Here is a 13,860-nt window from a genome sequence, read left to right on the forward strand (position 1 = left end):
CATGCTGCTTCGAAGCATGGGTGCCACAGCTAAAGCTACGGTTATACGTGCTAACGCAGTGGAGGTGACGAGATCGATTCTGAAGAAGCGTCAGCGTTCGCCTTTGTCTCCAAATTTCAACCTTTTATAATGTTCATCAAGAAATTTGAGAGACAACAGCGATCGGAAGAACGATTCGTAACCGGAACGGGCTCTTAGCCGAAAGTGCAGCTTTGAAAGGTGTAGCACTCATGTGTAAGAAACAAGTGTGAACCGCCACGATCCTACAGGATTTCACCGGGAGGAACCTTCTTTTGTTTGACAACAAGGAAACGTTCAAGAGTATTTTTAGGCGGAATCTGGTCAGCAAATTGGGAAAACCGTTAGCAGAAGCGACGCAGGAGGATGTCTATCACGTACTTGGTAGCATGATTCGTGAATATGTGGGTCAGGATTGGGCGGCGTCGAATCAGGGGTTTAAGCAGCGCCAGGATAAACAGGTCTATTACTTCTCGCTGGAATTCCTGATTGGACGTCTGCTCGGCAACAACCTGCTAAATGTGAATGAACTGGAGCTGGTTCGTGACAGTCTGGCTGAACTGGGCTTCTCTTTGGAAGATGTGGAAGAACAGGAGGCGGATGCAGGTCTGGGTAACGGAGGTCTGGGACGACTCGCGGCCTGTTTCCTGGATTCATTGGCATCGCTCGGTTATGCAGGACATGGGTGTGGAATTCGATATAAATATGGCTTGTTTGAGCAAAAAATCATCAACGGCAATCAGGTGGAATTACCTGATAATTGGCTCGATAAGGGAAATGAATGGGAAGTCCGCCGTCCGGACAAAAAGGTGGAGGTACAATTCTGGGGCCGGGTGGAAGCCCATGAACAGGATGGACATTACCAATTTGTCACCAAGGATGCGGAATCCGTTGTAGCTGTGCCCTATGATGTACCCGTCATTGGTTATGGTCAGCCCCATGTAAACACATTACGGCTGTGGAGTGCGGAGCCGAAGCGGGAAACATCGCAGGATACCCCTTCGAACTATTACGGATATCTCGATTACAGTCGTTCGGTTGAATCCATTTCAGAGTTTTTGTACCCCGATGATTCCCAATACGAGGGTAAGCTGCTCCGATTGAAACAGCAGTACTTTATGTGTTCAGCAGGTGTACAGAGTGCCTTGCGTACGTTTAACAAATTGGAGCTTTCCTATGATCGATTGCCGGATAAAGTGGCGTTCCATATCAATGACACCCACCCAACAATGGTCATTCCGGAGCTGATGCGGATTCTAATTGATGTCAAAGGCTATGGATGGGATGAGGCTTGGGATATCACGACCCGTACGGTATCCTATACGAACCATACAACATTAAGTGAGGCGCTTGAAAAATGGCCTGTAGCCATGATCAGTAAGCTGCTGCCACGCATTTATATGATCATTGAAGAGATCAACAAACGATTCTGCGGCATGCTGCTTGAACGTTATCCAGGAGACCCGGATCGTATTCAGCATCTGGCGATTGTTGCCAATGATCAGGTGCGGATGGCTCATCTGGCGATTGTGGGCAGTCATAGCGTCAACGGTGTGGCGGCTCTGCATACCGAGATATTGAAGGAACGGGAGATGGCGCCGTTCTATGCACTCTACCCGGAGCGATTCAACAACAAAACCAATGGCATCACTCATCGCCGCTGGTTGATGCATGCCAACCCGAAGCTGTCGGATCTGATCACCCATACGATTGGTGGGAAGTGGATTACAGAGCCGGGAAGGCTGAATGAGTTGGCAGGAGCTGCGGATGATGCTTCATTCCAGCATCAATTCCAATCCATCAAACGCCACAATAAGGAGCGGTTGGCTACATATATCCTGGATCATACAGGAACAGCTGTCAATCCGGATTCCATTTTTGATGTACAGGTGAAAAGGCTTCATGGTTACAAACGGCAGTTGCTGAACATTCTGCACGTCATGCATTTGTACAACCGGCTCAAGAGCGATGCTTCATTTGATATCGTGCCACGTACATTCATCTTTGGAGCAAAAGCAGCGCCAAGTTATTATTTTGCCAAGAAAATTATCAAGCTGATTAACACGGTGGCGGATACTGTAAATCGGGATACGGCCGTGAACGATCGTTTGCAAGTGTTTTTCCTGGAAAACTACTCAGTCTCTCTTGCGGAAAAAATCATTCCGGCAGCGGACGTCAGTGAACAAATCTCGACTGCAGGTAAGGAAGCTTCCGGTACCGGTAACATGAAGTTCATGATGAACGGTGCATTAACCATCGGTACGATGGATGGGGCGAATGTCGAGATGGCAGAGCAGGTCGGGGAAGATAATATGTTTATCTTTGGTCTGCGGGCAGATGAAGTCCTTGAGTATTATCGTTCCGGCAGCTATCGACCGGGTGAGATTGTACAGCAGGATGAACGGATTCGCGAGGTGGTGGAGCAGTTGGTACATCCAGGTGCGTTCTGTGAACGTGACGGTGAATTCTGGGATATTTATGACTCCTTGCTGGCGCATGGCGACGAGTACTTTGTATTACGTGACTTTGCTGCCTATGCCGATGCCCATGCAGCCATTGATTCGGCATATCGCGATGTAGCGGGCTGGACACGCAAGGCGGTGCTGAATACGGCTCAATCCGGCATCTTCTCCAGTGATCGCACCATCAGTGAATATGCGACGGATATCTGGGGCATTCATCCGGTGTCCGGACACTGGAAAGGTTAAAGAATTATTGTTTAACAAAGAAAACCCCTTGTACACTAGGTTTGATCTCTGTTGGATTCATATACATTCATCAGAGAGCGCTCCTTGTTGTACAAGGGGATTTTTGTATGAATTAGCCGACTGGTCGTGACACGCTTTGGGCCTTATCGTGCCGCTTTTCACGACGGAGGATGATCGGAACCGTGATCACTGCAGCGATCACCAACAACGGAGCTAGTAAACCAGCGATGGGTAATGCCGACGCGCCATTCGCTGAGAAAACGCTCAAGTCCCAGAACCCGTGCAGGAATATGGAGGCCACGAGCGAACCGGTAGACCGCCGGGCGAGGTAGAAGATCGAACCGAGGCCGAAAGCGACCACTACCTGGAACAGGGCTCCCGCTCCGATGCCCCAGAACATGTTTGGCAGATGGAAGACTGCGAACATCGCTGTTGAGAGCAGCCAGACCCCGGATTCGCCGAATCGGCTGCGCAAAGCAACGATCAACTGACCTCGGTTGATCATCTCTTCATTGAAGCCGACCATGATACTGCCAAAGATGAGATACAGCCACATGAGGGGCGTGACACGCGTGAAATCGCCGGTCAGCATGTTCACGATCGCGACGACCATCATGATGATCGGGAGAGTCATTGTCCATTGAGAAAGACGCCGTCTTTCAACCAGGCTAGGGCGCCACCATCCGTAGATCGTGACCATTGTTATGGTCAGCACGGCACCGCCGGACAGCGGTGCTATGTACCAGAGAAGAAGGGTCCGCTCACTTTCACCCACTCGTGTGTAGTCGATGCCGTTGAGCAAGAAGATTGCGTAGAAGACTGCGCTGTAGAGGAAATAGGTGAGAACACCCCATCCTACGCGGGCACGAACCCGAAGGTCAGGATCCAAAGATTCTTGCAGCTTGTCCCTATTGATTGACATTATAAACACTCCTACAATAAATTATTTGCTAAGTGACGAGGAACATATTTGAATTGCTCCCTCATATACAATTCTAGTAGACCAAGTTGAATAGAAGCTAAACAAATGGATGAAAACCAGCTAAATTTATGCTGCTGTCATTTAGGTTCTGTTTAGGTAACTATGTTTTACGGTGACCAGGGTGATCATGGTCTTTCCTACTTTGGACTTGGTGAACAATAGGGATGTAGGGAAGTGTATGGAAGTCTACCCCTAAGCAACTGGACATGAAGATCTAGATCCCGGTAAAATAGACCTTACCGCTCCGCGGAAAAAAAGGACGGAGGAATTCAGATAATGAACGAAGGCTCGTGGCTCCACTCCAGACGGATGCTCGCTATCGTTGCCTGCATGGCAGTGCTGTACATGTTGATTATGGGGAACTTGCTCTTTGTCAACGGGAGAACGCCTGGCGTGAATTATCAATATAATTTAGTACCTTTAGAGACAATCAAGCCTCTACTTTTTGAAAGAGACAGATATCATACGGAAGCCTGGGTGAAGAACCTGTTTGGCAACATTGTCTTGTTCATCCCGCTTGGCATATGGATACCCTGGTTATTCCGCAGGTGCCGAAAGTTCTGGCCATTTACAGGGGTTGTCGTCTTACTTTTGTTCGCTGTTGAGGTTACACAATTGATTACCCGCCTGGGTTCGTTTGATGTCGATGACATTATGTTGAATACCGTGGGTGCCTGGATTGGATACATAGGGTTTGCCTTATTCCTATACTCACAGGGAAAGACTCGAGATTGAACTGCAACTAGCGGTCAATGATCGGTTTTTTTTTGTGTTCCGGCACCTTCTTGAGTCTTTCAAAGTGTTTATAATAGGGGCATTTCGGATAAAACATACTAACGGGTTATATAGTAATGAAGAATGAAGTAATGAAGGCGAGGTGGGCAATATCGTTTGGTGGAAAGAGAGTGTGGTGTACCAGATCTATCCCAACAGCTTCAAAGATTCGGATGGGGACGGTTTGGGTGACTTGCAGGGGATATATGACAAGCTTGATTATTTGACTGGACTGGGCGTGGATGTGATTTGGATCTGTCCAATCTACGATTCACCTGGTCATGATAACGGATATGATATCCGGGATTATTACTCTATATTACGCAAATATGGCACGATGGAGGATTTTGATCGTTTGCTGGCCGAGGCTCACAAGCGTGGTCTCAAGATCATGATGGATCTGGTGCTGAATCACACGTCAGATGAACACGCATGGTTTGCCGAGTCACGTTCATCGAAAGTGAATCCGAAACGGGATTATTATATTTGGCGCTCAGGCAAAAATGGCCAGGTTCCAAACAACTGGGAGTCCTATTTTGGGGGTTCAGTGTGGAAGCATGATCCTGAAACGAATGAATATTATTTGCACCTCTATTCTGAACACCAGCCCGACCTGAACTGGAACAATGCAAAGATGGCAGAAGAGATGTATGAGATGGTGCACTGGTGGTTGCAAAAAGGTGTGGATGGTTTCCGGTTCGATGCGGTGGCACATATCGCCAAGGCAGAGGGGTTACCCAGCGCGCATAATCCGGATAATCTGCCAGTCGTTCCAGCGTACCAGCTGTTTTCCAATCTCGAACAGGTGCATTCGATTCTGAACAAACTCAACGACATGATCCTGAAGCCATACGGTCCAATGACCGTTGGAGAGACTTCGGGGCTTGGACCGGAACAGGCGCTGGCCTATGTTGGGACAGATCGGAATGAACTCAATATGGTGTTCCAGTTTGAGCATATGTTTGTGGACGCCCAATCGTCCGGAATCGGCAAATGGAACTATCGGGAGTGGAAGCTGCCCGAGCTGAAAGAAATTATGAGCCGCTGGCAAACCGTGCTGCATGACAGAGGCTGGAATGCCAATTATATGGGCAATCATGATCAGCCGCGTCCGGTATCCCGCTTCGGTGATGATGGAAGGTACAGGGTGCGATCTGCCCAGATGCTGGCTACATGGATGCTTACACTGGAAGGTACGCCGTACATTTATCAAGGAGAAGAGATCGGCATGACCAATGTCGTCTTCTCGGATATTGAGCAATACCGGGATATCGAGACGAAGAATTATTACAATCATTATATTGGTCAAGGTAAAGCGAAGCATGAAGTCATGCAGGCGATCTGGCGCAAGAGTCGGGATAATGCTCGTACGCCGATGCAGTGGGATGATACGGAGCATGCCGGATTCACCGATGGCCAGCCATGGATTCAGGTGAATGAGAATTATACCGAGATTAATGTGGCCGATGCCGAACGTGATCCACAGTCCATTTTACATTATTACCGCAGGCTGATTGCACTTCGCAAACAACAAAAAGTGCTCATCTACGGGGCATATGAGCTGTTGCTGCCAGACGACCCTGATATCTATGCCTATACCCGAACACTGGATGGTGAGCAGATATTGGTCATCCTGAATTTCCGTGAGCATGAGCCTGAGATGCACTGGCCGGAAGGCTGGCAAGCTGAGCATGCCAAACTACTCATCAGCAATGTAAGCAAACGTTATTCCACTGATGAAGATGCAATTCTCCTTCAGCCGTATGAAGCAAGGGTTTATCAAATGCAGCGATAAGAGCACAATTTTGCTTTGGCGAAGAGGTTTGATTTATAATAAATGTTGAAATCAATCGAAAAGAACACATATGTCAGGAGGACAACAAGTTGCTGAATATTACCTTCCACGGACACTCCAGTGTACAACTGGGAACAGAAGAGAAGTCGTTGATTATTGATCCTTTCCTGCGTGGCAATGAACTTGCTGTCACCAAACCGGAAGATATCAAGACCGATGCTGTTTTGCTGACACATGCCCATATGGATCATATTCTGGATGCTGAACCGATTGCCAAGGCCAATCATGCCAAGGTGGTTGCCATTGTCGAGCTGGCTACATATATGTCATGGAAAGGTCTGGACACCATAGGCATGAACATGGGTGGAACGGTGGATCTTGGTTTTGCCCAAGCCAAAATGATTCAGGCTTTCCATACATCCGGCATCGTGCTGGAAGAGGAACAACGGATCATGTACGCAGGATTGCCTGCAGGATATATTATTAACATAGGTGGCAAAACCATTTTGCATGCCGGGGATACCAGCTTGTTTGGTGATATGAAAATGATTGGTGATCGTCATGACATCGACGTAGCGTTCCTGCCTATTGGCGGACATTTCACCATGGGGCCGGAGGATGCACTTCAAGCCGCTGAGTGGTTCAATGCCAAGCTGACGATTCCGGTGCATTATGATACATTTCCGGTCATCCGTCAGGATGCGGAACGTTTTGTTCAGCAACTGGCTGAGAAAGGTCTCGAAGGTCGTGTCCTGGCACCAGGACAGTCCCTTACTCTCTAATGATCTTTTATTAAGCACTGTTCAATACTAAAAGAAATAACAGCTAAAGACGAATATGACGTCAAGATAACTGACGTGGTATTCGTCTTTTTTCGGTTTCAAGTTCAATTTCGACCTGAATAGTTGGTACGGATCACAAAAAAATGCAATAGGCATTGTTGAAAACCTCCCCCGAATGTTATAAAAAATTACACGGAAATTAACCGGAAATCCGAATTGACCGAAAACAGGGGGAGCGTTCATGTCATTTGTGAAATCATTATTTTTTCAAATTATTGTAGCGGTTATCATCGGAATTGGTGTAGGCATTCTGTGGCCTGATCTGGGCAGTCTGCTGCAACCGCTCGGAACAGGTTTTATCAAGTTGATCAAAATGATCATTGCACCATTGATCTTTATGGTGATCGTGACAGGCATTGCCAAAATCGGTGATCTGAAGTCGGTTGGCCGCATTGGACTCAAAGCGATTCTGTGGTTTGAGATTGCAACGACGGTTGCGCTTGTCCTTGGACTTGGCACTGCCAATCTGCTTCGTCCCGGCGCAAGCATGAACGTGGACCCTTCGACTCTGGATACCAGCGGCATCGAAGCCAAAACTAATGGTTCCGAGCTGCCGCATGTGGTGGACTTTATTATGAATATTATCCCGACAAGTGTTGTCGATGCTTTTGCACAAAACGCATTGCTGCAAGTACTGCTCGTTGCCTGTTTATTTGGGGTAGCTTTGGCGGCGACGGAGAGTAAGGCAAAAGAGAATGTGCTGACGCTGATTGAAAATGTACTGGGTATTCTGTTCCGCATAATCGGATACATCATGAAGCTGGCGCCAATCGGTGCATTCGGAGCTATGGCTTATACGGTAGGAGCCTATGGTGCTTCCACACTCTCATCCTTCGGGTTGCTGATTATTGCATGTTATGGAGCGGCGTTGTTATTCCTGGTGATGCTTGCGCTGGCTGCCTGGTGGATTACAGGACTGAACTTTCTGCAATTTGTAAAATATACCCGCTCCGAAGTCATGCTGGCGATTGGCACAGGTTCCTCGGAGGTCGTTATGCCCCGAATGATGGACAAGCTGACCAAAGCAGGCTGTGATCGTGCGGTCGTCGGGCTCGTGGTTCCAACAGGCTATTCGTTCAATCTGGACGGAGCCTCGATCTACCTATCGCTGGCAACCGTGTTTCTGGCTCAGGCGGTTGGTATTGATCTGACACTGGGACAGGAGATTACGATTTTACTTGTATTAATGCTTAGCTCCAAGGGCATGGCAGGCGTGCCTGGCTCAGCGTTTCTTGCATTATCTGCTACTGCGGCGGCCCTGAATGCCTTCCCGGTAGCTGCAGTTGCCTTACTGCTCGGTGCAGACCGCTTCATGGATACCATGCGAGTATTCACGAATTTGATGGGCAACTGTGTAGCGGCATTTGTAGTGGCAAAATGGGAAGGGCTGTTGGACCAAAAACGTATGCGGGCTGTGCTCTCTGGAGAGATCAGTGCCGAAGAGCTGGAAAGAGAAGATCAAGCGTCCTTGTCCTCGGTGAATTTGAACAAAAGAGAACAGGGTAAAGGAATCATTTCGACAGAAATGCTGTAAAAAACAGGAAGTGACCGGGCTTTGCTTGATATGTTAACTCATCCAATTTTTAAATCTGAATCGTCTGTTTACCCGCATGAAATGGTGGGGAGACAGACGTATTTTTTTGTTTTGAATACAGATATCATGGAGTTCACGAACGTATGCGGCAAAATAATTGTTACAGAGGAATCATAAATGGGGAATGTGTAAAAGAGGCAAAAGATAGCATATTTAAGTTTCAACTTGTATATACATGTTTAGTTATGTAATATATAAATGAAGTTAGGCCAAGAGAACCATATAAGCAATACAATTTATTGGAGGCGTTAACATGAGTTCAACGAACACAACTTCATCATCGTGGTGGAAAACCTCCACGGTGTATCAGGTATATCCCAAGAGCTTCAACGATACAACCGGATCGGGTACCGGAGACATTCGGGGATTAACCGAAAAGCTGGATTATTTGCAGCATCTCGGAATTGATATCGTGTGGCTGCAGCCGGTATATGTATCTCCGCAGCATGATAACGGGTATGACGTAGCGGACTATTATCGGATTAATCCTGATTTTGGTACGATGGAGGATTTTGACGAACTGCTTAAAGGTCTGAAGGCACGTGACATGAAGCTGATGATTGATATCGTGGTGAATCACTCCTCTACGGATCATGAGTGGTTCCAGCAATCACGCTCTTCCAAGGATAACCCTTATCGTGATTATTATATTTGGAAGGACCCTGCGCCGGACGGTGGTGTACCGAATAACTGGCAATCCAAGTTTGGCGGACCTGCGTGGCAGTATGATGAGCAGACAGGACAATATTTCCTGACGTTGTTTGACAAAACACAGGCTGACCTGAATTGGGAGAACGAGCAGGTACGCAAGGCAGTACGGGACATGATCAAGTTCTGGGCGGAGAAGGGTGTAGATGGTTTCCGCATGGACGTTATCAACCTGATCTCCAAGGACCAGCGTTTCCCTGATGATGATGGTAGCGTTTCCCCAGGCGACGGACGCAAGTTCTATACCGATGGCCCACGTGTGCATGAGTACATTACGGAGATGTATGAAGACGTGTTTGGACCACACAATATGGTAACAGTTGGGGAGATGTCCTCTACAACACTGGAGCACTGTATTAAATATTCGAACCCTGCTTCCCGGGAATTCTCGATGACGTTCAACTTCCACCATCTGAAAGTGGATTATCCGAACGGACAGAAGTGGGAGCTTATGCCTTACGATTTCGAAGCGATGAAGCAGCTGTTCAGTGAGTGGCAGACAGGCATGCAGGCCGGTGGTGGATGGAACGCGTTGTTCCTGAACAACCATGATCAACCCCGTGCGTTGTCTCGTTTCGCTGATGATGGCGATTATCGTGCTGAGAGTGCCAAAATGCTTGCTACAACCATTCATGGCATGCAGGGAACACCATACGTATACCAGGGCGAAGAGATCGGGATGCCGAATCCGGTCTGGAACGACGTTAGCGAGTTCCGTGATATTGAATCGACAAATATGTATCGACTGCTTCAGGAAGAACGAGGCAAATCTGCTGAGGAAGCATTCCAGATTGTGAGAGAGCGTTCCCGTGACAATTCCCGGACACCAATGCAGTGGGATGGAAGCGATAATGCCGGATTTACTACAGGTACACCGTGGATCAAAGTGGATGAACGATATCCGTCGATTCATGTGGCCCAGCAAATGGCTGACCCGAATTCGATCTATTATCACTATCGCAAGCTGATTGCTCTGCGTAAACAGGTTCGTGTGCTGACTGATGGTCTGTATGAACGTTTGGACGATGCACATCCGGATGTATTTGCATATGCGCGGACCAATGGAAGCGAGACGCTCATTGTAGTATCCAACTTCAGCAAGCGGGACGTATCTTTTGCTTTCTCGGATGCTGTCTGGAATGATCACATTGCGGGTAAATCAGCAGAGTTGCTGATTGGCAATACAGAAGCATCGCCTGCACTGGAGCAAGAAATCTCTCTTAGCCCGTATTCATCCTATATGTGGCTTGTACCGCAACAGGACTAATTCACATCATATAAATGGGAAGTGACAATATGGCAATGGATAAAAAACAGGTTGAGGAGATCGTACGAGCGGTCGGCGGCAAAGAAAATATTGAAGCTGCAACACATTGTGTCACACGCCTCCGGTTCGCCCTGTACGACGAAAGTAAAGTAGATACGGAAAGTCTGGAGCAGAACGATCTCGTCAAAGGCCAGTTCTCCTCTCAAGGACAATTCCAGGTGGTCATCGGACCTGGGCTTGTAGATAAAGTGTATGATGAAATGATTCAGATTACCGGAGGCGAACGCGCTTCCAAGGATGACGTGAAGGCTGTTGCGGGTAAAAAGCAAAACCCAATCCAGCGTGCGATCAAAACGTTATCGGACATCTTCATTCCGATCCTGCCAGCCATCATCACGGCCGGTCTCTTGCTCGGTATTAATAATATTTTGACAGGGCCGGGCATTTTCTTTGATGGAAAATCACTGGTGGATGTATATCCAGCATGGAAGGATCTTGCATCAATTATCAATACCATCGCGAGCACAGCCTTCACCTTCCTGCCAGCATTAATTGGTTGGTCCGCTGTAACAAGGTTCGGCGGCAGTCCATTGCTCGGGATTGTGCTTGGTCTGATTCTGGTTCATCCGGATCTGCTGAGTGCTTATGGTTACGCCAATGCAGTGAACGAAGGCACCGTGCCTACGTGGAATCTGTTCGGCTGGCATATTGAGAAGATCGGTTATCAAGGGCAGGTTCTGCCGGTATTGGTATCCGCCTATCTGCTTGCTGGAGATTTTCCTGAACAAAAGGGTGCATGATTCGATCAAACTGTTGGTCGTTGCTCCTGTCACCTTATTGATTACCGGGTTCCTGGCATTTACAATCATTGGTCCGGTTACATTTGCGATTGCGAATGGAATTACATCCGGCTTGATCTATATTTACGATTCATACGCGGCTCTGGGCGGTCTGATCTACGGTGGACTGTACGCATTGCTCGTTATTACAGGCATGCACCATACGTTCCTGGCGGTAGACGTACAACTGATTGGTAGCCAGGGCGGAACGTTCCTGTGGCCGATGCTGGCGCTGTCCAATATCGCGCAAGGTTCAGCTGCACTTGCCATGATGCTCGTGCTTCGTGAGAAGAAGATGAGAGGACTTGCGGCGACTTCATCCGTGTCAGCTTTCCTCGGGGTAACCGAGCCGGCGATCTTCGGGGTGAATATCCGTTATCGTTATCCGTTTATCTTCGGTATGGTCGGTTCTGCGATTGGCGGCGTACTGCTCACGATAAACAATGTTCAGGCCACCTCTATTGGTGTAGGTGGCGTACCTGGATTCCTGTCGATTTTCCCGAACAAATGGGGAGTATTCTTCATCGGCATGGCGATTGTACTGGTTGTTCCGTTTGTACTGACGGTTCTTTTCGGAAGAGCGAAATTGAGAAAAGAAGACCGCAATGCAGATCAAGCTACTGTAGCAGGCAGTCAAACATCTACAGCTAATTCAGCGTCTAGCACAACTACAACAAATACAGATACAGAGCAACGTACACGCAGTGCTGCTCAGGTGGCGGATGAGCCAGTGAATACGCTGGAAATCATGGCACCCTTAACAGGTACAGCCGTTCCGCTTGAACAAGTACCTGATCCGGCGTTTGCTGAGAAACAAATGGGTGAAGGCGTCGCGATTGAGCCTTCCGGCAATCAGGTGGTTGCTCCGTTTGATGCCCAGGTTGCCCATGTGATCAAAAGCAAACATGCGGTCATTCTTGAACACGCGAGTGGCTTGCAGATTCTGATTCATGTCGGGATCAACACTGTATCTCTCAAAGGCGAAGGGTTTAACATGCATGTTGAAGCTGGAGAGAAGGTAAGAGCCGGACAAACGCTGCTTGAATTCGATCGTAAAGTGATTGAAGCTGCGGGATATCCGCTTATTACGCCAATCATTATTCCGGACGGTCAGGATATGGTTGAGCGGGTGGAGGTCACTACAGGTGATGTTACATCCAATCAGAACGGCGTGCTTAAGGTTCATTTGAAAGGCTAATTTACGAACAATGGGGGAGCTGCGAATATCGCAGCTTCTTTTTTCATCTTGAGATTCAGAATAAAAGCTGAACGCATACCACTTGTGTGGTATGACTCTTTATGCAGTTCTTTTTTTTATTTGTATCGTGGTAAACTGTAACTAGAATGTATGTGCAAAATCTCATGTTCACAGCGATCGGAAAGCATGTTCAGGTGAAGAAGTTCATATGGTTCAAAGAGAGTGGCTAGTCAATGGACGGAGGAGGAGAGCCATGACTCGTGTTGCGGTAATGGTCATTCATGGTCTGGGTATGCAAAAGGAAGATTATGCGGATACACTGATTTCGCGTTTGCATAAGGAATTGGATCAGGTTATGGTGTTGCCGGGAGCAGCCAAGCAGGTTCTGGATATTGAGCCGGTATTTTGGGCGGATGTATTTGAGGAACGGGAAGAGGCGCTGTTTCAGCAGCTTGTCAGCTCTCAGAGATTGAACTATCAAGTGCTGCGTCGATTTGTTATCCATTATCTGGCTGATGCTGTCGCGTATCAACCCGTGGAAAATCAAGGTCATAACTATGATGCGGTACATCGTACGCTGAATCGGGCGATGCATGCACTTGCACAGCGGAATGGGCCAGATGCTCCCCTCTGTATTATTGCTCATAGTCTGGGGGCAGTGATTGCAAGCAATTTCTTCTATGATCTGCAATATCCGTCTAGTCGCACGCCATCCATCGTGGATGTGACTTCTGCATTGGAACGGGGAGATACCTTAATGAACTTTTATTCCTTTGGAACGACGTTGCCGTTATGGAGCTTACGATACCATGATTTTAGCCGGCCAATTCAGGTGCCTTCCCCGCTGGCGGAGCAGTACTTCCCCGGGCTGGAAGGCGAATGGATTAACTTCTATGATCGGGATGATATTCTGGGTTACCCGCTGCGCCCCATTGATCCGGCATATGAGGCGGCGGTCAAAGAAGACATGGAGATTAACTCTGGCGGGATAATCGGGAGCTGGAATCCGTTGAGTCATGGCGGGTATTTCTCGAATGGAACCATGAATCGGAGAATTGCACAGGGTTTGGCCCGGACGTGGACATGGGTGAATCGTGGATCAGGTTCAATGCCAGATATGGAGGGAGGACAATAA

8 protein-coding genes and 1 pseudogene are annotated in these 13,860 nt (G+C 48.0%); 8 read left to right on the forward strand and 1 reads right to left on the reverse strand.

Annotated features, from left to right (window positions below):
* Positions 1-293: 293 nt before the first annotated feature.
* Positions 294-2,726 (forward strand): glycogen/starch/alpha-glucan phosphorylase, encoded by a 2,433-nt coding sequence (locus QP794_RS11630; protein ID WP_285076667.1) that lies wholly within the window; start codon positions 294-296, stop codon positions 2,724-2,726.
* 112 nt (positions 2,727-2,838) lie between these two features.
* Here the strand turns inward: QP794_RS11630 and QP794_RS11635 are convergent, their stop codons facing one another.
* Positions 2,839-3,648 carry a CPBP family intramembrane glutamic endopeptidase gene (locus QP794_RS11635; RefSeq protein WP_285076668.1) on the reverse strand — a complete coding sequence of 270 codons (810 nt, stop codon included), beginning with the start codon at positions 3,646-3,648 and terminating at the stop codon, positions 2,839-2,841.
* Positions 3,649-3,984: 336 nt separating this feature from the next.
* Between QP794_RS11635 and QP794_RS11640 the strand changes: the two genes are divergently transcribed.
* The 7 genes and pseudogenes from QP794_RS11640 to QP794_RS11670 all read left to right on the forward strand — a co-directional run bounded on the left by QP794_RS11640 (position 3,985) and on the right by QP794_RS11670 (position 13,860).
* Positions 3,985-4,443 carry a VanZ family protein gene (locus QP794_RS11640; RefSeq protein ID WP_285076670.1) on the forward strand — a complete coding sequence of 153 codons (459 nt, stop codon included), beginning with the start codon at positions 3,985-3,987 and terminating at the stop codon, positions 4,441-4,443.
* A gap of 142 nt (positions 4,444-4,585) precedes the next feature.
* Entirely contained in the window at positions 4,586-6,277 is a 1,692-nt protein-coding gene (locus QP794_RS11645) for a glycoside hydrolase family 13 protein (protein WP_285076672.1), read from the forward strand.
* 89 nt (positions 6,278-6,366) lie between these two features.
* Positions 6,367-7,059, forward strand: coding sequence for a metal-dependent hydrolase (locus tag QP794_RS11650; RefSeq protein WP_024631853.1), 693 nt, complete (start codon positions 6,367-6,369; stop codon positions 7,057-7,059).
* A gap of 241 nt (positions 7,060-7,300) precedes the next feature.
* Positions 7,301-8,653, forward strand: coding sequence for a C4-dicarboxylate transporter DctA (dctA, locus tag QP794_RS11655; protein WP_285076674.1), 1,353 nt, complete (start codon positions 7,301-7,303; stop codon positions 8,651-8,653).
* Between the two features lie 313 nt (positions 8,654-8,966).
* Positions 8,967-10,688, forward strand: coding sequence for an alpha,alpha-phosphotrehalase (gene treC / locus QP794_RS11660; protein ID WP_285076676.1), 1,722 nt, complete (start codon positions 8,967-8,969; stop codon positions 10,686-10,688).
* Positions 10,689-10,717: 29 nt separating this feature from the next.
* A pseudogene (treP, locus tag QP794_RS11665) lies at positions 10,718-12,725 on the forward strand (PTS system trehalose-specific EIIBC component).
* A gap of 253 nt (positions 12,726-12,978) precedes the next feature.
* Positions 12,979-13,860, forward strand: coding sequence for a chemotaxis protein (locus QP794_RS11670; protein WP_285076678.1), 882 nt, complete (start codon positions 12,979-12,981; stop codon positions 13,858-13,860).

Source organism: Paenibacillus sp. UMB7766-LJ446 (genome assembly GCF_030226665.1).
Taxonomy (GTDB): Bacteria; Bacillota; Bacilli; order Paenibacillales; family Paenibacillaceae; genus Paenibacillus; species Paenibacillus vandeheii.